This is a genomic window from Methanosphaera sp. BMS (genome assembly GCF_003268005.1).
GTDB lineage: Archaea > Methanobacteriota > Methanobacteria > Methanobacteriales > Methanobacteriaceae > Methanosphaera.
Map to the genome: position 1 here is coordinate 1,783,577 of NZ_CP014213.1, position 19,784 is coordinate 1,803,360.

Below are 19,784 nucleotides of genomic sequence, written 5' to 3' on the forward strand. Positions count from 1 at the left end.
TAAAAAAAGGAGATTCGATATGCCTGTAATAACAATATCCGGACCTGAAAACGTGTCCAAAGAAGCAAAAAAGGAAATAATAGAAAAAACATCAAAAATAGTATCTGAAGCCTATGGACTTCCAATACAGACAATAACCGTGATAATTGAAGAAACAAATTCCGACAATGTTGGAGTAGCAGGAGAACAATTATCTGAACGTTTAAACAAATAATCTCTTTTTGAAGCTGTAATAGCTTCATCAACCTTTTTTTTAAAAAAATACTTATTGCATTTTCTTAACTCTTTTTATTACCATAATATTATTACCCATTACATTAAACTAAACATAATACTCTTAATTTCTTAAAAAGGAATGAAAAAAAGTGGATTTGATTTTGAAATGATATCATGAAAACAAAATCATGCCCCCTTAGAACAACAATTCATAACACTTAGCCAATAAATCATGAGTCCTTAGTGTGGATTCCTGACTTAAAATATCCTCCGGAATCTCATATACCAGTGTAGGATAACCAGCCTGTGCTACCGGTTTAGATACAAGAACCGCTGATGTACTTTTGTACTCTTCATTTCCGGTTCTTGGATAATAATTAAAGTCAATTCCACCATTTTTGATATCATTTGCCAATTTTACAGATGCTTCATCCATCTCAGGTGTTGCCACATAATAACCTTCACCATATGTTGGAATATGCGAATGACTTATTATAACCACCTTGGCATTCGTTGTCTTTATATCGGGTACAACATAATCTGCCACCAATTTCTCACCATTAGCTCTTCCTTTCGCATAATCGGTGGGATCCTTTGTAACAGTCACATTATATATAATCATGTTAACCTGATTATGCAATGCAAATAGTCTTGCCGACTCTATCTCCGGATCTATCGCCAAAGTCTCCCTTGGATGAATACCCGTAATAATAACCATAGTCTTATCAGATTCATAAAGATTATCCACCTCTTTGGTTACATATCCAGTATCAGTTTGAGCAATAACACTGGTCGTATGACCCGTAAAATAGGTATAACCCAACAGTGCAACACAAAACATCAAGATTATAAAGATTATTGCCAGTGCCTTTTTAATTATGTTATTCATCGGTACACATTCCCCTAATTTCGATAATATAATTAACTATATATAATTAGATACTTAAATAATTAACAATGAGATTAATCTCACATAATCCATTAAACTAAGAAAAAATAGTAAAATTATTTAATAGAAAAAATCATTAATAAAAAAACCATCCCCCCAATGTGCTGCCCATCAAATCACCTGTTTTTCAAGAAATATGCAATAAAAACCATGATAAAAATCCGAATTGTATTTTCCAATTATAATTTCTGGTTTTTTAACTGTAACAGAACTTTCATGATATATTTCCATAAATAAACTCCCCTGTAGATATCCTACCTTTTAATAGTAAAAAAGATTTGAGAAATCAATATCAGCAAATTATAATATCCATTTTATTCATATTTATACCTAAATGAGATAGACACCACTATTCTGCAAACATAATAATCCATTAATCCCCTCTGGGATAAACACAATTTATGATGACATTTCTAAGTGGAAAAAAAACTGAAAATCTTTAATAATTAAAATATAGACTATTGCCCTTTTTACAGATAAATATAATTAACTAAAACAATATAAAGAATAATAACAAGATTACTTCCCTTTTAAAGTTGACGTGAAAGATATGAAATGGAAAATAGATAATGTAAAAATAGACAATCAGATAGTTCTTGCCCCGATGAGTGGCATATGTGATTATGCATTTAGACATATCATTAAATCCATGGGATGTGGGCTGATTGAAACAGAGATGATATCCGAAAAGTCCGTAATTCAATTGAATGAAAAAACACGTGAAATGTTACAGATAGCTGATTATGAAAAACCAGTAGCGTTGCAGTTGTTTGGGTCAGATAAGGAAGCATTTATAACAGCCGGCAAATATGTTGAAGAAAATACCTGTGCCGATATCATCGATATCAATATGGGTTGTCCGGTTCGGAAGGTAGCTGAGTATGGAAAGGCGGGAAGTGCATTTCTTAAAAATCCTCAAAAAGCATATGAAATCGTGAATTCAATTGTAGATGCTGTGGATATTCCAATTACCGTTAAAATAAGAAGCGGATGGAATGAATACTGCATTAATGCTGTTGAAATGGCACGTGTTGTGGAAGAGGCCGGTGCATCAGCTGTGTGTGTTCATCCACGTACAAAACAACAAAGATATGAGGGTATAGCTGATTGGTCTGTTATAAGGGATGTTAAGCAATCGGTTGACATACCTGTCATTGGAAATGGAGATGTTACCTCATGTTATGATGCCAAGGATATGATAATCCAGACCGGCTGTGATGCCGTGATGATTGGACGTGGCGTTCTTGGAAATCCATGGCTTGTAACTGAATGTGTTGATTACCTGGATAATGACAAAAAGCCTGAGCCAACAGGTTATGACAAGAGGATGGAAGTTATTAAAAAACATGCACAACTGCTTAGTGATTATACTACAAAGGAAGTAACACTTATAAAAATGAGAAAACATGCGGCATATTACGTTAAGGGATTGTATGGTGCAGTTAAGATAAAACAGGAAATATTTAAAACAAATAGTGTCGATGAGTTACTTTATTTGCTTGGAGAATATTTCTTAACACTGAAAGAATATGAAGAAAATAAAGTATAAAAGAATGATAGGGGAGATTAGTTTTCACAATCCTTTTTTAGGATAGCATATAACAGTAGATTACTGTATGTTCCATCCAAATTTCTTTGTCCATCCCTTAATAATCCTTCATAGGTCATTGATACCTTTTCCATAACCTTTTTTGAGCCAATATTCTCTTCATGACATGATGCGTAAATTCTGTTAAAACCAATCTCATTAAATGCATACCCAATTACGGCATCACATGCTTCTGTTATAAATCCATTGCCCCACCATTTGCTACCGAGGCTGTAACCTAATTCTCCAGAGTTATTATTATCATTCACATTAAATATTCCGATTGATCCGATTAGCACATCATTCAATGTTATGACCCATGAGTAAAACTTTGGATTTGATTCATATTCTTTTAGATTAAAGTTTATGAAATCTTCACATTTTTCTATTCTATCACAGGGCACCCATGATATATACTTGGTAATGTTGATATCGCCGCCATAATTGTTATAAACATCTTCCACATCACTTTTTTTAAATGGACGTAGGGTCAACCGTCCTGTTTTAATTATTAAAGTTCCTTTATGATTCATGATTTTTGCCATATGAGTACCTCCAATAATAATAAGTTATTAAGTAATTTAATGATATTATATCATAAAATTATAGTATATACCATTATTTGTATTAAATCATATAAATATTCTTAAAAAAAAATATAATACAATCACATATTATATGTTTTATTGTAAATAACAGATCATGAAACAGGAAACATCCTATAAGATTGATGATTTAATGAAATTTATATCATTTTATGAAAACAAGTTAGATTTATGTGTTAAAAGAATACTAAAATAAGCCATAGAACCCCATTAACGGCATATAAGTAAGAATAAATGAATATATAAAAATTTTAGTGCATAAATGCATTGCCAAAAAAATAAGAGAAAAGAGATAATCTTAATAGAATAGATTTTATTAAGATTATAATAGATTAATTGTCTAATCACATAAGACGACTGGTTTAATTAAGTCTTTTGGTTTGTCTTTCATTAACATTAAAGCATCTTCTACTTTATCGAATCCTTTGAATTTATGGGTTATAAGGGAATCTGGATTTATTCTTCCGTATTCGATTAGGCTTGCCAGACGTTCCATTCTTACTCTTCCACCAGGACATAGACCTGTTGCTATGTCGATATTTGCCATTCCACAACCCCATGCTTCACGTGGTAATGGTACTATATCTGCTCCACTTAGATAATTTACATTTGATATTACTGATCCTGCTTTTGCCATTTTTACTGCTTGTTTCCATGTTTCCATGTTTCCACCGGCAATAATTACTGCATCTACCCCTTCATTATCTGTTGCTTCCAATATTTGTTCATCTATTGGTCCTTCTTTATAGTTGACAATGTCTGTTGCACCGTATTCTTTTGCTACTTTTACACAATTTGGTCTTGTTCCTACAGCAAATATTCTTCCAGCTCCGAGGTTTCTTGCTCCTGCTACTGAACATAGTCCTACAGGACCTATTCCGATTACTGCTACTGTTGATCCTAATTTTATGTTTGCATTTTCTGATCCCATCATTCCTGTTGAAAACATATCTGATAGCATTACTGCTGTTTCCGGTTTTACATTTTCAGGTAATTTTGCTAGGTTTGCATCTGCCAAGTTTACGTGGAATACTTCTCCAAATACTCCGTCTTTGAAGTTTGAAAATTTCCATCCACCCAATGCTCCTGTTGTTTGTGAAGGGAATCCTCTTTGTGCTGCTTCATCTTCCCAATCAGGTGTGATTGCTGGTACGATTACTTCATCCCCAACTTTAAAATCTTTTACATCTTCACCTACTTCTTCTACAATTCCTACTGCTTCATGCCCAAGAATCATATCTTTTCTATCTCCTATTGCTCCTTCCCATACTGTGTGTATGTCAGAAGTACATGGAGATAATGCTAATGGTTTGATTATTGCATCACGTCTACCACATTCTGGTTTTTCTTTTTCTACCCATCCAACTTCATTAAGTTTTTTCATTGCAAATCCTGTAAATTTTGCCATAATTTTCATCTCGATTATTTTTAAAACTAAATATGTACAATATTTAATTAATATGATGATAATTGTATTATATTTAGTCTAATATATATTATAATTAGGATAGTATATAAATGTATCGCTAATTTATAATGATTAATCATTAGTATTTTATCAAAAGATAATAATAAATTAACAACAACCCCCGCCATTATGAACATGCAAATCAGAAACAAGCATTCTGGGAACACCCAACTGCTTCAACTTATCAAACAACAAAGCAAGACAAATTTCAACATTAAAATAGTTAAAAAATACATTAGAACCATAATACTTATCATAATAATTTTCATCATCAAAAGAATCATCATCAGTTAAAAACCATTCAACATCACCCTCAACAAGACGAATTAAATCCTCTTTATAATGTAACAAACTATGTTCCATTTCATGAGCCCTATCCCTAATTCCAATAAAATTATCCTTATCTTCATCAGTTAACTCATACAATTCCTCATAGGTAATTAAATCATTATATTTTAAAAGAGAACGATACATTCCTTCACATTCAACAAGTAAATTATTAATCTTATTTTGAACATTATCCAATTCATATTCTTTCTGTTTATTAGCTTCATCAAACAACATAATATCATTCCTTACTAAATAATGTTTTGTATATTCATCATATAAATAATATAACAGGTATTGAAACAAGATTTATCTCCAAAAAAATCAATATTTTATAAATAATTAAAATATAACTTAAAAATACAATAATAAAAAAAATGATTAGAAAAATAGAGAAACCACATATTGTTAACAAAACGATATAAGCAAAAAAATTAAATAGGATAAAGGATTATAATATATATTATTGGAAATTTTATAAAAATTAAAGAGGTGAAATATATGGAACCCGGCATAGTAGCAGCTATTATTTCATTTGTTTTCCCAGGTATAGGACAAGCAATTACAACTCCTGAAGCAAGAATGAAATGGATCGCAGTATTTGTAATTTATTCAATAATCTTTTTTGTCCTTTACATGATTACAGGAAGAAATTTCATTGTATCAATATTAAGTTTAATTGTAAAACTTGCCGCAGCATACGATGCATATGATAATAAAATAGACATCAATTCCGTATTTTAATGGAATTTATCATATAATACAAGAATAATTATTCATATTTAGTTCGTTAAATTTGGAATTGACTATTTTTAATGAACTGAATATTAATATTAAAATGTGCAACAATCCATTTATGGTCATTTAGCATGTTTTTATTAATAATATCCCCCCAATATCATAATTTATGTCATTATTTTTTTAGAAGATACAGTTAAAACAGGCACAATTCACATAGAAATTATCACAGCTCCAATAAACTAAAAAAAAGAGAAAAATATAGATTAAAAAAAATTCACAAAAAAATAAGCAATAATCAAAGTCTTAGTATCCACAAACTTATCATAACCACTAACTATATAATATATGATATATAAGTATGCAGATATAACAACTAGCAATAAACACAGCAGTTAAATTATAACTACCAACCTTGTATGATTCAGGAAGTGTGAGTTTTAAAGTATTTATAATTTCTATGATTACATTCAATAGATATAAATAATGTATTAATTATAAAATTTATAGAAAGTATATTTTCTGTTTTAATATAAGTTAGTTCAAGAGGAGGTATTTGAAAATAGGATACACATATTAATGAATATATTTTTATATTATGATTATTAATAATATATAATAGAAGTAGTTACACTTGCAATGTACCTCTGAAAATCAAATTATTTAATTGTTAGTGTATATGTCATTGGTGATAAATGAATCTAAAAGACCCCTGATTTTAATGAAATTTTTGATCCATAGAAAAATTTGAAATTTTACTTCGTTATATCTATGTATAACGAAATAAACAAGATAAAAAGTAATACTTTTTTAGTGATTTTACTTAAAAAAGTAATACAAAAAAATGCTAACCGCCAGAAAGACAAAAAGGAATAAACTCTTTTTTTATAAAATATCGAAAAAAATCAAAAACTGACAAAAATAGTAAAAATCAACCACTACATATATATGAACTAACATCAAAATGACAAAGTAATGAAAAAATCAAAAACAAGGAGAAATAATAGAATAAGTATACCAAGTATAAATAATAGAAAAAATAAAGTTAAAAAGTATAAACTGTAAATAATAATAAAAAGGAGAAAGGATATATTGAAAACAATAAAAGTAACACAAGAAGTACATGACATGTTATCAGAAATAGGGAGCAAAAAAGACACTTACAATGATATTATTTTCAAATTAATAAAGGAACATAATGAACCATATTCTGAAGAATTTGAAGATGATCAAGCAGATTACTACAATAGATGCATTGAAAAAATAGAAAACGAAGATTATAGTGACATAATAGAAGTAGATTTTGATAATATTGATGAAGAATTAGAAAGATTAGAATCTGAAGGCATAATATGAAATATTCTAAAAAACCAACAAAATTATTCTTAAAAAAACTATCAAAATACTCAAAAACAGATAAAAAACTTATAAAGAGATTATTGATAGTTTAGATATAATAACAAAAAATCCATTCGATTCAACAAATAAACAATTAAAAAGCAAAAAATGCCCTAAATGCAAAAGATATCGAGTTGGAAACTACAGAATAGTTTACTACCTAAATACTGAAAAAAGATTTGTAGAATTTATAGATATAGATGATAGACAAGTACATACAGAAAATATTAAAAAAGTAAGATATAATTAAATATCCTCCTTTTTAATCTTATTTGATTTAAATAAAGACAAAATCCTATCAATATATTCATCATCCACTTCTTTATCATTATCTTCAAAGTCAGGATCATAACCATATTCATCTATAATTTCTTTATATTTCTGTATGTTTACTTGAAATTCAATAACCGCCCCACCTGCATCATGATTAACTGATGATACTTCATTACCCACACCAATAATACAAATATCATCCGAATAATTATTATTAAAAGATATTAAATCTTTAAGAGCATATACCTGACCTAATTTAGTTATCATAGTGATTGTAGCTTTTTTAGAATCATAAGTAACATAGTCCATTTCATTGAGAAAATCAGTTAACGGTGCCAATATTTCAGAAAACTCTTTTTCAGGCTCATAATGTAAATATCTTCCCGTAGAGTTATTCTCTTTAAAATAATTAAACATATTTATTAAGAATATTTCAGATTCGTTAGACATTTTTTAGCCCCCATAATACCTGATAATTATCTAAACAAACTCCATGTCATTCTTTTTTAAATTTATCATCAAATTTTTCCAAGAAATAATCAAAATCGGATTTATACATTTTATCCTGTATAGGATTATATTTTTCATATTCTTGAACAGCCTTTTGTTTAGCTAAATCCATCCTAATTTTACCTTTATGCGTTAAAACATCATATTCGTTAAATTCTAAAAACAAATCTAAACGTTCTGCCCAATCTTCCATGGACATCAACCTATGTTTAGCTGCTTGATTTTCTGCATAATCCAAATACATAGAAACTATTCTATTTAATTCAGACAATTCTTCTTGAGTTAAATAATTCTTTGCAATTGTTACATCAGATTTTCTTATTTTACCTTTTGGACCATCCTTCCAAGAGGTTAATCCCATGAATTCTTTTTCATGATTTACACGTTTATCAATTAATTCAGCGGCTGTATCACAGTTATGGCAAAATGCAGTTTATTTTGTACCTTTGAATAAAAATTTTTAGTTATTTCTGAATTTGGAGCATAATCATAACTACATTCAGCAAATATATCTGTTATTTTCTGATAGAATCTTCTTTCACTAGTACGAATATCCCTAATCTTTTCAAGTAACTCATCAAAGTAATCCTTACCGAATCTTGTACCATTTTTAAGTAGCTCATCATCCAATACAAAACCTTTAACAATATACTCTTTTAAGGTTTTAGTTGCCCATATCCTAAATTGTGTAGCATTTTTAGAATTAATCCTGTATCCTACAGAAATTATTACATCCAGATTATAAAATTTTGTAGTATATTTTTTATTATCTGGGGCAGTTGTCAAAATTTCTTTGACAACTGAATTTTCATCAAGTTCACCCATCAGAAAAATATCTTTCAAATGGTACGAAATATTCTGTTTTGACACTTTAAACAGGCCAGCAATCGTTTTTTGTGTTGCCCACATAGTTTCGTTTTTTTTATCGATTATTACTTCAATAGAGACCGTACCTTCGTCCCCACAATATAATAATGTATTTGTAGTATTATTTTCACCATATAATTTTTCTAATCTATTTTGATTTAACCAATCAATAAATTCATCCTTATTTTTAGATTTGATTTATTTAATAAAGAAATTAAATTATTAGTAGAAGCAACATCAGTTAAACGTGATTTACCATCAATAGAATGCATTTTTAACTTTACGATATTTTCGTAAGGTTGATAAGAATCTTCAGTTAAACTACGTTTTAAATCACTCCACTATCTATTCGGATTTTTACTTTCAGTCAAGACTGCTATAACATCTATTATAGAATACCAATAGTCTTCTAATTCTTCATCCCATTTTGTTCTTATTTTTTTATCATTGAATATTTTTATGGAGTTTTCTTTTTCCATTTTCTTCAAAACCTTTTTTTAAGTATGTTATTATTAAGTAATGTTAAAAGTATTACTATTTATTAGTATATTTGTACAATATATATAATATTTATCCTAGCGTCTGATAAGTAATAATTATATAGTTTTGGACATAGAAAATGATCATTAGTTCGTCAAATATGGACTTGACTAAAATTAAAAAACTTAAATGTTGGTTCGTCAAATTTGGACTTGGATATTTTTAACGAACTTAAAATATGGTTCGTTAATTTTATAAAAGTTAGTATTATTTATTCAACTCCAAAATTAAAAAACTTATTAATAGTCAAATTTAGAAATTATAAATAGAAAGGAGAGAATAATATGACAGCACTTCCAGTATTTATTCCAAAAGATTTTGACAGATATTTTTTTTAATAGAAAAAAAGATATGGAACAGATAAATGCTAACTTATCATTACTAGAAAAAGATGTTGCAAATCAAATATTAATAACAGGATATAGAGATGTAGGCAAAACATTTTTACTCAAAAAACTTCTAAAAGAACAACCGGATAAATATTTAACATGTTATATTGATTTATCTAAGACTTATGGAGGCCAACAAGGAAGATTAACTGAAGAAGAAGTTATGAAAGAGTTTTTAAATAAAATTAACGAAAGTATTAGCAAACAGAATAACAATTACTCTAAAGTTGAAAGAAGAATATCCAATTTTCTAAAACAACTTAAATTAAAAGAATATGATTTTAGTAACATAAACATATTAGACATTCAATTACTCGACATTAAAAATAATTATCTTAAATTCAGTAAGTTTGTAATGGAATTACCTCAAGTAATTGTTGATACATACGAAGATATTAAAGGATTTATCATTGTAGTTGATGAATTTCAATTATTAAGATCCTTAAAAAAACCTGAAGCATTCTTCTGGTTAATACGTAGTTATACTCAAGAACAATATAATGTAAGCTACATATTTACTGGTTCTGTTTCTCAAACAAGTGAAATAATAAATCATTTAACCTTTAAAAAAATAGATAGAGATGGATAATTAAATCCATCCAATTAATTTTACTTTTTTTGATATTGAATTTTTATTATTTTAGTAAATTTTAATAATCTATTGTGTAATCTTTAATTATTTAATTGTATTATTATTTTTTATTAGTTTATTTAGATAGTTATTTGCATATATTATTGTTATTAATCCCCCTATAGTGTATCCCATGAGTATTCCAAACCATACACTGTTTATTCTCATCCAAGTATTATTCCGAAGAGTACTGCAGATACTGTGAATATAACTCTTACTATTACTGATACCATTAATGATAATATGACCGAATGTACTGCAGATTTATCAGCCATTTTATTATCCTTTTGTCCAATACATCTTGATTAATGATGTAATACCTGCACCCATTGAAGTTCCTATACTGATAATTAAAAATTCAAGTGATATTACAAATCCCACTGATGCCCCTTCATCCGCACCTAATCCTGCAATATAAAAATTAAATCAATGATATTATACAAGAATATTAGCATCATAGACCGCGTTAGAGGTAATGCTAATATTAGTACAGCTTCTTTTGGATTTCCTCTTAATAAATTTACAAAATTATATTCTAATTAAAGAAGCAAATACCGCTACTGATATACACATATTTCTCAATTTCCCAAACTTATTATATTACTGTTTATAAAATAACATATATACCTTATAACAAGTAAGGAGAATAATAAAATGGACAGATATCCTAAAAAAGAGTTAGATATTAAAGTAGATGAACTTCCATTCCAGGATTTTCTCACATCCCGATATTCCATGACTGTTAGAGTCAATGCTCAAAATACATATGACTACTCCAAAGAAAATAATATACCCTTCTTTAACATGACCGCAGCATGTATATTAACGGCAATAAATGAGATACCTGAGTTTAAAAGAAGAATAATCGATGACAAGGTCTATGAATATGAAAAAATAAATGCTGTAAGTCCAATAATGCAGGATGATTACTCTATAAGAGAAATAGAAATACCACCCTTATCAGAACATGAATCATTAGAAGAATATAATAGTTATATAGAAAATAAAAAGGAAAATATTGGGGATAATCAGTTTCTTGTAGAACCATCCTTAAGGGATATGTTACCAATCTGTAACCTATCATGCATTCCCTGGATTAACTTTGATTCCATGACAAATATCATAGCAAGCTCCGATCAATTGATGCCCGTTATTAGTTGGGGAAAACTAGTTGACGGAAAAATACCCATTTCATTAACAGCAAGCCATGTATTTATCTTCGGATATCATTTCAAATTATTCTATGAGAATTTAGAAAAATACCTGGATAATCCTGAATTAATAATTAACAGATAAATTTTCATAGACAATTACATAAAAAATTATCGCATGACCCCCTATTTTACATTTATTGAACTTATATTACTAATTTTAGTTTATGCCCCATGAAAGACCGAAAATAATTATTGTTATCAGGTTAGCCATTGAAAGAAAGTATATATCTATAACTATAAATATATTATATAACAATAGGTTATGTGATTATATGGAAAAAGAAGTTGTTCTGATTTCAAATTTTTTAAGAAATGAAGGCATGCAAGTCAGTATAAGAAGTACTGAACTAGCATATACTGTTCTTATGAATTTGAAAGATTCCTTAAGTGAAGATGAGCTCTATACTTGTCTTAAAGCAATATATGTGAAGGATATTGCGGATAATGATAAGTTTAAAAGGGCATTCAACAAGGTATTTAAAAAATTAGACCTTAAAAAAGAAAACAAAAAACAAGGACAACAACCCCAACAAGATATGGTTGAAGGTGGAGAAGACTTATCACAGCCAAAATTCAATCCAAATGATAACCTGGAACAGCTTCAGGAATTATATGACCAAATGATTGAAGATAAGAAAAACAACAGGGAAAAGGATGGCAAACTTGTAGACGTAAGTATGGTCCTGCTGGACACATATGACCCGAGAGTATTCGAGTTATGTAAAAAGCTTGGTAAAAAAATAGCCAATCAACGTTCACAAAGGCTTAAAATGAAAAAGTCACACCATATCGATATGCCAAAAACCATCAGAAGCAACCTTAAAAATGGTGGACACTGCATCAAGTTAATTCACTCCAAGCCACCGATGAAAAAGAACAAACACATATTCCTATGTGACGTTAGCGGTTCATGTGAATGGATTACATCATGGTTTTTCCTATTGTTATATGGATGTAAACAAACCTTCAACAAAGTTAAAATATATGACTTTGACAATAAGTTAACCGATGTGACTGATGTATTGGGCACTGAATCATTCAGCAATATAGGTCAAGTAAATATTGCTCAAAGAGAAAAAGGAATACACTGTTATGGACAATCAGATATGGCCAAAGCATTTAAGGAATTTTTAAAGACTGCTGAAATCAATCATAGAACAGATATAATAATATTAACCGATTGCAGGGATTGGAAGGGTGAACGTAAAAATGGTGTTCTTGAAAGTGCATCTCTCATTAAAGAAATGCTTAAAAGAGCACATCGGGTGATAATTTTAAATCCTGAAAAGAAAATTAGATGGACTATGGCTACAAGCTGTGTTAAGGATTATGAGGATGCCGGTGCAGAGGTATTTGAAACATCTGATTTAAATATGTTTGAAAAGGTTATCAGTGAATTATAAATTAAAGAATATAACCCCCCACTTCATCCTATTTTTTAAAAATCAACTTTTAATAGCCACCCCATAAAAAAAATAATCTTTGTTAATTAATATTTAACACTGTTTTGAATAGATTATCTATATATTCCTTGGTTTCTTCATCATAAAACTTGTTGTCCAAATCATTTACTAAAGTAAAACTAGCCAGTTCATATATTACTTTGTTTAATGATAATCCTTTATCCGTTAGTATATATTCGATATTAGTAGACTCGTCATCAATCATCTTTTTTATATAATATATGGTAATCCATTTTTAATTAGCCAAGAAAATTGTCTTCATTGCGGTATTTGTTTTGAAAGTTGTCCCGTTGATGCTGTTGAAAAATTACCGTGAATTAATGCTTTTTAAAATTAGTTAAAAAGAATAAAAATATAGTTTCTTACCTAAAGTTTATACCATAAAATACTCTGAAAGCCAGTTTTCATAGAATGTCGTATTATCCACTATTTCATAAAATAACCTTTTAAATATGTCAATCAATTCATCCAATGTTTTATAATTGGAATTATATATTTTTCTTTTTATTGTTCTCCATACATCTTCTATAGGATTTAAATCAGGACAATAGGGTTCTAAAAAGATTAATTTGAGGTTTAATATGTCACATACCTTTTCTATAATTTTTGCATGATGTATTTTTGCATTGTCAAGTATTAGGTAAATAGGTTTTTCTTTAGACAATAAATCCTTTATTTCAGTGTTTTGTAAGTTATTTACTATTATTTCTCGTTGTAAATTAGCAATTTTTCGGGTGTTGTGTATATCCTCTTTTTTACAGATCTTTTGTATTTTTTCTATTGATTTTTGTTTTGAATTTTCATTATATAATTCATCATTTATTTTATTTATTAAATCCTTAGTTGATAACTGGTTTTGATGTAAAATTGATTGTATATTTTCTATTTTTAAATTAGGGTTTGTTATTGCTTGTTTAATTTGTTTTATAACTTGTTTGTTGTTTGTATTCAGTGCTCTAAAGTTACAAAGTGTTTTTAAAAATGTATATGCATTATTTTTTGTATTTTCTTCCATGTATGAATTACAATTAATTCCTTGAAAGCCTACAATGTTTATTCCAAATTTTACAGGAGGTTTAATTATAATATTTTTTGTTCCTGGTTTATATAATACTCTTGATGTATTTGGTACATTTTGTGATCTTGTTTCGTCTAATATTGCGATTTTGTCTGTTTTTGCATTAATGAACTTTGTTTTTTTTAAGTTTTTCTTCTGCATTTTTTGGTCTTGTTGAATATTTTAACATTGGTTTTCCATAATTAAGGTTTAATTTTTCTCTTGTTATGACCCAAACTTGTTTATCACTGTATTCTATATCAAATTCATCTTTAATTAATTTTTTTACTCTTTTTAAGTCATAATTTTCTTCATTTCCTGTAATTTTATCATATAAAAATTGTTTTTGTTCATTAGACAATAATGATTTTCTTCCACAATTAGAATATTTTGAAGTTAATCCATCAAAACCTGATTCATTATAGTCTTTTATCCATCTTTCACCGGTTTTACGAGATATATTTAAATTATCAGAAGCTTTAGATATGGTTTCGCCTTTGTAAACCATTCTAATTAATAATAAATGTCTGTATATTTCATAGGAGTCTCTATACTCTTTTAATAAGTCATTCATTTCATTTAATGATAAATGATTTTTGACTTTTTTATTTTCAGTTTTCATAGAAATATATATGTTCATAAAATGGTATATACTTTTGGTAAAAAACTATATAATAAAGAAAATACAATAAAACTCATATTATGAGTTTATTATTAGGGAGTTTTATTTTCTTTTTATAGTTTTTACAAGTTATATTATGTTTTTAATAAGGAGTGGTGAGTTTATATTAGACAATTGTAGAATTTCTTTTTTATAATAGGTGATTTAATAATTTAACTATCTTATTGTAGGAGTAATAGTTTTTTAGATTTTCTTTTTTGTCTATGATTTAACTCAAATAACTGATATAGATTTAGGTATTCCTAAACTTATCAGTTAATAATATGTTGTACTCTATAGTATATAAAGGTTTTGGTATACCTAAAAATTTGAAAAGAATTATAAAGTGTCTAATTTATCAAATAATAACTCTTCACCAATAATTATTAAATTAGAATTTTTTTCAATTAGTTTTTTAGCTTCAAATATTTTTTCACCCATTTTCCCTTTTTCCCAGGAAGGATTTCCGATATTTCCTACAAATAAATAATTCACATCATATGATAATGAATTTTTTCTAACCAGACCGTAGCCATCCAACACATATTCGATATCGTCCTTTGTTCCATGCTCAAACTCCCCCGTTAAGCAATAGGTTTTATTTTCAAAGTCAAAATCCCCATCTCTATTTGAATTGATAATTAGAAAATTGTCAAATAACTCAAATAATTCGTTTTGAGGATTATAGTCAACGGCATCCCCATCCAATGATGATTTGATTATTTGCAGAATATTATCATAAATGTAATTTCCTTTTAGAATATTGCTTTCAAGCAACCAGTCATACAATATGTTTAAAGTATATTCATCCACATAATTATCAGACATGATGACTTCAACCATACCACGTAAAATCTGTAGATGTAACGTTTTTGCAGAATAGATGGTTGAAGTAAGTACAGGTGGGGTTCTGGTAAGTAAAAACTTGATATCCATAGGAGTGATACTTTTTTTATGGAATATATCCTCAAACATCTTATTTAAATTATTAAAGACTGTCGTGTCATCATAACTTTTATTTTCCTCATGCCACTTTTTTAGTAATTCAATCTGAGATGGACTGATACTTTTATAATATCTTAAAAGATAGAGCATACCATATAACTCATTTAGATTTGTTGCCAAGTATTCGTCATAAGTTTTTTCAAATTTTAATCTATAATGATAATGTCGACAGTCATTTGAATCTATTTCATTTTCCTTATTGATATATTCCAATATTTCATAAGAAGCCTTGGCATCTTCAATAGCTATGTGGGGATTATAATCGAATTTGATGTGTTTGGAAACATTTGTCAGCTTATATGAATTTAAGTTAAAATGTTTTCTTGATAAAAATAAGGTACAGCAATAGTCAAATTCTGGAATTTCCATATCATAATGATTCAATACCCTTGAAACGGTACGCAGATCAAATTGTACATTATGCCCTACAACCATATTGGACGTTAGATAATCGCTGATTTTTGGCCAATATTCTTCAAATGTAGGGGCATTTTCCACATCTTCTGGAGTGATACCCGTTAGATTAATATTAAACTGTTCAAAATAGCTCTCCGGATTTATAAGTTGAGAAATACTTTTTACGACTTTGTTGTTTTTAACTATCAATAATGCAACAGAACTTATGGAATTGTTTGTCCTGTTGGGAGTTTCTAAATCAAATACCACGTAATTTTTCATCAAGAGACCTCGTTAGATATTTAATAATCGTTTTAAAAATTAGTGTTAAAAAGGAGGGAGTTTAAATAAAAAAATTAAAAACCGATTATATGTCCAAGTTATGTAAAGATGATTTAGACATATTCTTTGACAATTGATATAACTCTTCTGCTTCTTCTTCTTTAGAATAGTAAATTTTGTCGTTTTGTGGATTATAGTATGGGTATTTTTCACGTACATATACTGTTATACCCTTATATGTTTCTTCAATATAATCTCCGGCTTCATCGGCCTGATAAACCTTATGTGTTTTACCTGAATTTTCATCAGAAGCCATGTTATGAACTGAAGAAGTGTTATTTAATGTATTATTGAAGTTTTGAATAATATCATTAAGTATTGTTTTCATTTGTATTACTCTCCGAATATGTTTTGTAATTTTTGAGCAGATACTTAAAGTGAGTATACTTAATTATTTGTCATGAATAATATATAAATAATTGTATTGTTAATAAAAATAATAAAAAAATTAATATGGATTCAATCTTCTAAAAACCGGACAATCGGCAGAGAAGAATCGCTTTGCTTATCATTAGATGAATCAGATTTATTGAGCTCATCCTCATATAAGTACTGTGCAATATATTCACTGTTACTGAAATTATAATTAAAACTATCACGATTATGAACATCCTCCATCATACCTACCTCAAAAACTATTCTATATTTTTCGGCAGTCCTGAAATATGAATACACAAGATATAATATATTTACCAATCCAAATGACCACCAAATAGTAAATATGAACAATAAGAGATGATTTTTGAAAGAGCCATAATCATTTTTTTTAAGATAGACCGATTTTTCATCATAAGAGACTAAAGCAAATCCCTTAGCCAAATAATCATGAATAATATCATTATAATCTGTAAAATTATCCACGATAACACTAATATATTCCATAATAACACATAACTTAATTATTAAAAGCAGATATATCAATCATACTATAAATATTTTTCACAAAAAAATTAAATGGTTAAATATTAAATTAAACAAATCATAATATAGGTAAATGAGGAATTAATATGATAGAAACTTACGATTATATACTTAGCGATATTAATAACGACAACAACAGTATCCAATGTAAAATAGAATATGATACTGAAAATACCTATAACAAAACATTTTACTTTTATGACGGAAAAAACTGGCAAAAAGACTTTATAGACTTAAACAAATTATCTCCAGAAAACAAAGAAGACAAAAACGAATTCGATGACTTCGTAACAAAAGTACATGACTTTATGGTTCATGGTAATCTATGGGAACAATTAGAAGCAATGGATGATGGAGAAACTATCACGAAAAAACAATATGAATTAGAAATTACCGCAAACAAAATATAAGGGAGAATACTGTTAAATATGAAAACAATCATAGATGCAATTATTTTAGATGGAAAATATGAAACTGATGATTATAAGCTTAACGTAAAACTAGTCATTGACAAACTCAATCAATTGAAAATGTATGTATGGGATGGCTTGGAATGGAGTGACAAAAAGGGCCTTAATCGAGTTTATACTGATGAGACAAGCCAAATACAATATGATGACTTCGTTGATCGTTTAGTTGAGATTGAAAAAAACAGATTGTTATATGAAATTGCAAAAAGTATAGATGTGGATCAAAGTTATTATTTTGAAAAAGAAAGATTATATTTGTACATTGAAAATAAGACTACTGAATAAATAACCCCCATTTTCTTTTTAAAATCTTTAAGAATACTTATTTAAAAAAATAGTAAAAAAGAGTTAACTCTATCTAAGGAGTTAATCGTCTTCTGTCTCTAGGGAATAAAACCGTTTCCCTGATATTTTTAGCACCAGTGATGACCATTGTAAGTCTATCTACTCCTACTCCCCAACCGGAGTGTGGTGGCATACCATACTGGAATGCCTGTAGATATTTTGTAAATGAATCCGGATTTAAATCCTTTTTCTCAAATTGTTCTAACAGTAAATCATAACTGTGTATACGTTGTGATCCACTGGATAATTCCAAGTCACGATACATTAAATCGAATGCCGTACTTTTTTCTGGATTGTCACATAATGGCATTACATAGAACGGCTTGATTGCGGTAGGCCATTCGGTAATGAAGTAGTAACTACCCATGGTATCTCCCAATACTTTTTCAGCAGCTCTGTTTAAGTCTTCACCATATTCCATTTCAACATCATGACTGTTTACTATATCAACTACTTCATCATATGTTACTTTAGGGAATGCTTCTTTTGGAATGTCAAGTTCATGATTTAAGTCTTCCAATTCACTTTGGCAATTGGCCTGTACATTAGCCAAGATGTTTTGAATCAAATCCTCGAGTAAATCCATCATGTCGTCATGACTTCTGAAGGACATTTCAGCATCCATGGATAATGCTTCATTTAAGTGTCTTAGTGTATCATGTTCTTCTGCCCTGAATATTTGACCTATTTCAAATACGCTGTCAAGACCTGTTGCCATCATCATTTGTTTGTATAGTTGAGGGCTTTGTCCCAGGAATGCTTCTTTTTCAAAGTAGGTTATTGGGAATAATTCTGTTCCACCTTCGGTAGCTGATGCTACTAATTTAGGGGTGTTTATTTCTGTGAAATCATGGTCGTAGAAGTAATTACGTGCTGTGTGTAATATTTCATTTTTGATTTTGAAAATTGCACTTACATCATGTTTTCTTATATCCATGAAACGAGCATCCAGTCTTGTATCCATTTCCGCATCCACTTTTTCTGTAGGATCTAACGGTAATGGTAACTTGGATACGTTTATAACATCAATGTTTGATGGTATGATTTCAACACCGTTTGGTGCTTTTGCTGATTCCTGTACTGTACCTGTTAGTGTGATTATGGTTTCTTTTCTAGCTGCACGTACGTCAGCCATCATTTCTTCGGATAATTTTTTACTTGGTGCTGTTAGTTGGGTAATTCCGTTTTTGTCTCTTATTAATACAAATACTATTCCACCAAGGTCACGAATTTCATGTACCCATCCGGTTATTTTAACTGTTTGACCTGCTAATTCGGGACCAATTTCATTGGAATAATGTGTTCTTTTTGATTTTTCAAATATGTCTGTCAAGTTTTCACCTATGTTATTTTTAAATTGAATGATTAAAATAAATTAATAATATATTAATATATATTTATGTTTCTTCTA

The 19,784-nt window shown here is 28.6% G+C and carries 24 protein-coding genes and 1 pseudogene; 10 read left to right on the forward strand and 15 right to left on the reverse strand.

Going from position 1 to position 19,784, the window contains the following annotated elements:
• The first annotated feature begins 19 nt into the window (after nt 1-19).
• A complete protein-coding gene (gene dmpI / locus AW729_RS06430; RefSeq protein ID WP_112124335.1) occupies nt 20-214 on the forward strand; it encodes a 4-oxalocrotonate tautomerase DmpI in 195 nt (64 codons plus the stop codon).
• A gap of 198 nt (nt 215-412) precedes the next feature.
• Here dmpI and AW729_RS06435 read toward each other — a convergent pair whose 3' ends face one another.
• Nucleotides 413-1,105 (reverse strand): hypothetical protein, encoded by a 693-nt coding sequence (locus tag AW729_RS06435; protein WP_112124336.1) that lies wholly within the window; start codon nt 1,103-1,105, stop codon nt 413-415.
• A 171-nt stretch (nt 1,106-1,276) separates the two neighbouring features.
• The gene (locus AW729_RS11755) at nt 1,277-1,396 is read right to left on the reverse strand and encodes a DUF3990 domain-containing protein (RefSeq protein WP_112124337.1); all 120 of its coding nucleotides are present in this window, start codon (nt 1,394-1,396) and stop codon (nt 1,277-1,279) included.
• A gap of 319 nt (nt 1,397-1,715) precedes the next feature.
• Here AW729_RS11755 and dusB point away from each other — a divergent pair, with 319 nt between their 5' ends.
• Nucleotides 1,716-2,714: a tRNA dihydrouridine synthase DusB gene (dusB, locus tag AW729_RS06445; RefSeq protein WP_112124338.1), complete on the forward strand. Its 999-nt coding sequence runs from the start codon at nt 1,716-1,718 to the stop codon at nt 2,712-2,714.
• 17 nt (nt 2,715-2,731) lie between these two features.
• On the opposite strand, the gene AW729_RS06450 is transcribed toward dusB, so the two are convergent.
• The 3 genes from AW729_RS06450 to AW729_RS06460 form a co-directional block, all read right to left on the reverse strand.
• Nucleotides 2,732-3,298 (reverse strand): GNAT family N-acetyltransferase, encoded by a 567-nt coding sequence (locus tag AW729_RS06450; protein WP_112124339.1) that lies wholly within the window; start codon nt 3,296-3,298, stop codon nt 2,732-2,734.
• A gap of 400 nt (nt 3,299-3,698) precedes the next feature.
• Complete coding sequence (locus AW729_RS06455; RefSeq protein WP_112124340.1) at nt 3,699-4,766, reverse strand: NAD(P)-dependent alcohol dehydrogenase; 1,068 nt, start codon at nt 4,764-4,766, stop codon at nt 3,699-3,701.
• A 168-nt stretch (nt 4,767-4,934) separates the two neighbouring features.
• Nucleotides 4,935-5,390: a hypothetical protein gene (locus AW729_RS06460; RefSeq protein ID WP_162685826.1), complete on the reverse strand. Its 456-nt coding sequence runs from the start codon at nt 5,388-5,390 to the stop codon at nt 4,935-4,937.
• 264 nt (nt 5,391-5,654) lie between these two features.
• On the opposite strand from AW729_RS06460, the gene AW729_RS06465 reads away from it, so the two are divergent.
• Nucleotides 5,655-5,897 (forward strand): DUF6609 family protein, encoded by a 243-nt coding sequence (locus tag AW729_RS06465; RefSeq protein WP_112124342.1) that lies wholly within the window; start codon nt 5,655-5,657, stop codon nt 5,895-5,897.
• Nucleotides 5,898-6,983: 1,086 nt separating this feature from the next.
• The gene (locus AW729_RS06470; RefSeq protein ID WP_112124343.1) at nt 6,984-7,247 is read left to right on the forward strand and encodes a hypothetical protein; all 264 of its coding nucleotides are present in this window, start codon (nt 6,984-6,986) and stop codon (nt 7,245-7,247) included.
• 288 nt (nt 7,248-7,535) lie between these two features.
• Here AW729_RS06470 and AW729_RS06475 read toward each other — a convergent pair whose 3' ends face one another.
• From AW729_RS06475 to AW729_RS11535, 3 genes and pseudogenes are all read right to left on the reverse strand, one after another.
• Complete coding sequence (locus AW729_RS06475) at nt 7,536-8,012, reverse strand: hypothetical protein (RefSeq protein WP_112124344.1); 477 nt, start codon at nt 8,010-8,012, stop codon at nt 7,536-7,538.
• A gap of 46 nt (nt 8,013-8,058) precedes the next feature.
• Nucleotides 8,059-8,981: pseudogene (locus AW729_RS11760) on the reverse strand (virulence RhuM family protein).
• Nucleotides 8,982-9,280: 299 nt separating this feature from the next.
• The gene (locus tag AW729_RS11535; protein WP_236951205.1) at nt 9,281-9,418 is read right to left on the reverse strand and encodes a hypothetical protein; all 138 of its coding nucleotides are present in this window, start codon (nt 9,416-9,418) and stop codon (nt 9,281-9,283) included.
• A 412-nt stretch (nt 9,419-9,830) separates the two neighbouring features.
• On the opposite strand from AW729_RS11535, the gene AW729_RS06490 reads away from it, so the two are divergent.
• The 3 genes from AW729_RS06490 (at nt 9,831) to AW729_RS06500 (ending at nt 13,116) form a co-directional block, all read left to right on the forward strand.
• Nucleotides 9,831-10,457, forward strand: coding sequence for a hypothetical protein (locus AW729_RS06490; protein ID WP_112124345.1), 627 nt, complete (start codon nt 9,831-9,833; stop codon nt 10,455-10,457).
• 696 nt (nt 10,458-11,153) lie between these two features.
• A complete protein-coding gene (locus tag AW729_RS06495) occupies nt 11,154-11,795 on the forward strand; it encodes a CatA-like O-acetyltransferase (protein ID WP_112124346.1) in 642 nt (213 codons plus the stop codon).
• A gap of 190 nt (nt 11,796-11,985) precedes the next feature.
• The gene (locus AW729_RS06500; protein WP_112124347.1) at nt 11,986-13,116 is read left to right on the forward strand and encodes a VWA domain-containing protein; all 1,131 of its coding nucleotides are present in this window, start codon (nt 11,986-11,988) and stop codon (nt 13,114-13,116) included.
• Nucleotides 13,117-13,198: 82 nt separating this feature from the next.
• Here AW729_RS06500 and AW729_RS06505 read toward each other — a convergent pair whose 3' ends face one another.
• Nucleotides 13,199-13,381: a hypothetical protein gene (locus tag AW729_RS06505; RefSeq protein WP_112124348.1), complete on the reverse strand. Its 183-nt coding sequence runs from the start codon at nt 13,379-13,381 to the stop codon at nt 13,199-13,201.
• Nucleotides 13,382-13,393: 12 nt separating this feature from the next.
• On the opposite strand from AW729_RS06505, the gene AW729_RS11765 reads away from it, so the two are divergent.
• A complete protein-coding gene (locus tag AW729_RS11765) occupies nt 13,394-13,492 on the forward strand; it encodes a 4Fe-4S binding protein (RefSeq protein ID WP_394339567.1) in 99 nt (32 codons plus the stop codon).
• Nucleotides 13,493-13,549: 57 nt separating this feature from the next.
• Here AW729_RS11765 and AW729_RS06515 read toward each other — a convergent pair whose 3' ends face one another.
• From AW729_RS06515 to AW729_RS06535, 5 genes are all read right to left on the reverse strand, one after another.
• Complete coding sequence (locus tag AW729_RS06515; protein WP_236951206.1) at nt 13,550-14,395, reverse strand: transposase; 846 nt, start codon at nt 14,393-14,395, stop codon at nt 13,550-13,552.
• Entirely contained in the window at nt 14,358-14,855 is a 498-nt protein-coding gene (locus tag AW729_RS06520) for a helix-turn-helix domain-containing protein (RefSeq protein WP_236951207.1), read from the reverse strand. The genes AW729_RS06515 and AW729_RS06520 overlap by 38 nt, the downstream gene beginning before the upstream one ends.
• Before the next feature lie 378 nt (nt 14,856-15,233).
• Complete coding sequence (locus tag AW729_RS06525; RefSeq protein WP_112124349.1) at nt 15,234-16,577, reverse strand: exonuclease domain-containing protein; 1,344 nt, start codon at nt 16,575-16,577, stop codon at nt 15,234-15,236.
• 85 nt (nt 16,578-16,662) lie between these two features.
• Entirely contained in the window at nt 16,663-16,965 is a 303-nt protein-coding gene (locus AW729_RS06530; protein ID WP_112124350.1) for a hypothetical protein, read from the reverse strand.
• Between the two features lie 131 nt (nt 16,966-17,096).
• Complete coding sequence (locus tag AW729_RS06535) at nt 17,097-17,519, reverse strand: hypothetical protein (RefSeq protein ID WP_112124351.1); 423 nt, start codon at nt 17,517-17,519, stop codon at nt 17,097-17,099.
• A gap of 125 nt (nt 17,520-17,644) precedes the next feature.
• Between AW729_RS06535 and AW729_RS06540 the strand changes: the two genes are divergently transcribed.
• On the forward strand, nt 17,645-17,968 hold the full coding sequence (locus tag AW729_RS06540) for a hypothetical protein (RefSeq protein WP_112124352.1): 324 nt from the start codon (nt 17,645-17,647) through the stop codon (nt 17,966-17,968).
• A gap of 18 nt (nt 17,969-17,986) precedes the next feature.
• A complete protein-coding gene (locus AW729_RS06545; RefSeq protein WP_112124353.1) occupies nt 17,987-18,313 on the forward strand; it encodes a hypothetical protein in 327 nt (108 codons plus the stop codon).
• Between the two features lie 73 nt (nt 18,314-18,386).
• Here the strand turns inward: AW729_RS06545 and aspS are convergent, their stop codons facing one another.
• Nucleotides 18,387-19,706: an aspartate--tRNA(Asn) ligase gene (aspS, locus tag AW729_RS06550; RefSeq protein WP_112124354.1), complete on the reverse strand. Its 1,320-nt coding sequence runs from the start codon at nt 19,704-19,706 to the stop codon at nt 18,387-18,389.
• Nucleotides 19,707-19,784 lie beyond the last annotated feature (78 nt).

What these genes read in the sequence shown, in the direction of transcription:
- dmpI (WP_112124335.1), top strand. Translation starts at nt 20, where the DNA reads ATGCCTGTAATAACAATATCCGGACCTGAAAACGTGTCCAAAGAAGCA.
- AW729_RS06455 (WP_112124340.1), bottom strand. Translation starts at nt 4,766, where the DNA reads ATGGCAAAATTTACAGGATTTGCAATGAAAAAACTTAATGAAGTTGGA.
- AW729_RS06500 (WP_112124347.1), top strand. Translation starts at nt 11,986, where the DNA reads ATGGAAAAAGAAGTTGTTCTGATTTCAAATTTTTTAAGAAATGAAGGC.
- AW729_RS06490 (WP_112124345.1), top strand. Translation starts at nt 9,831, where the DNA reads ATGGAACAGATAAATGCTAACTTATCATTACTAGAAAAAGATGTTGCA.
- AW729_RS06450 (WP_112124339.1), bottom strand. Translation starts at nt 3,298, where the DNA reads ATGGCAAAAATCATGAATCATAAAGGAACTTTAATAATTAAAACAGGA.
- AW729_RS06545 (WP_112124353.1), top strand. Translation starts at nt 17,987, where the DNA reads ATGAAAACAATCATAGATGCAATTATTTTAGATGGAAAATATGAAACT.
- AW729_RS06475 (WP_112124344.1), bottom strand. Translation starts at nt 8,012, where the DNA reads ATGTCTAACGAATCTGAAATATTCTTAATAAATATGTTTAATTATTTT.
- AW729_RS06460 (WP_162685826.1), bottom strand. Translation starts at nt 5,390, where the DNA reads ATGTTGTTTGATGAAGCTAATAAACAGAAAGAATATGAATTGGATAAT.
- AW729_RS06465 (WP_112124342.1), top strand. Translation starts at nt 5,655, where the DNA reads ATGGAACCCGGCATAGTAGCAGCTATTATTTCATTTGTTTTCCCAGGT.
- AW729_RS06515 (WP_236951206.1), bottom strand. Translation starts at nt 14,395, where the DNA reads ATGCAGAAGAAAAACTTAAAAAAAACAAAGTTCATTAATGCAAAAACA.
- AW729_RS06435 (WP_112124336.1), bottom strand. Translation starts at nt 1,105, where the DNA reads ATGAATAACATAATTAAAAAGGCACTGGCAATAATCTTTATAATCTTG.
- AW729_RS06505 (WP_112124348.1), bottom strand. Translation starts at nt 13,381, where the DNA reads ATGATTGATGACGAGTCTACTAATATCGAATATATACTAACGGATAAA.
- AW729_RS06495 (WP_112124346.1), top strand. Translation starts at nt 11,154, where the DNA reads ATGGACAGATATCCTAAAAAAGAGTTAGATATTAAAGTAGATGAACTT.
- AW729_RS06535 (WP_112124351.1), bottom strand. Translation starts at nt 17,519, where the DNA reads ATGGAATATATTAGTGTTATCGTGGATAATTTTACAGATTATAATGAT.
- dusB (WP_112124338.1), top strand. Translation starts at nt 1,716, where the DNA reads ATGAAATGGAAAATAGATAATGTAAAAATAGACAATCAGATAGTTCTT.
- AW729_RS06540 (WP_112124352.1), top strand. Translation starts at nt 17,645, where the DNA reads ATGATAGAAACTTACGATTATATACTTAGCGATATTAATAACGACAAC.
- AW729_RS06525 (WP_112124349.1), bottom strand. Translation starts at nt 16,577, where the DNA reads ATGAAAAATTACGTGGTATTTGATTTAGAAACTCCCAACAGGACAAAC.
- AW729_RS06520 (WP_236951207.1), bottom strand. Translation starts at nt 14,855, where the DNA reads ATGAAAACTGAAAATAAAAAAGTCAAAAATCATTTATCATTAAATGAA.
- AW729_RS11535 (WP_236951205.1), bottom strand. Translation starts at nt 9,418, where the DNA reads ATGGAAAAAGAAAACTCCATAAAAATATTCAATGATAAAAAAATAAGA.
- AW729_RS11755 (WP_112124337.1), bottom strand. Translation starts at nt 1,396, where the DNA reads ATGGAAATATATCATGAAAGTTCTGTTACAGTTAAAAAACCAGAAATT.
- AW729_RS06530 (WP_112124350.1), bottom strand. Translation starts at nt 16,965, where the DNA reads ATGAAAACAATACTTAATGATATTATTCAAAACTTCAATAATACATTA.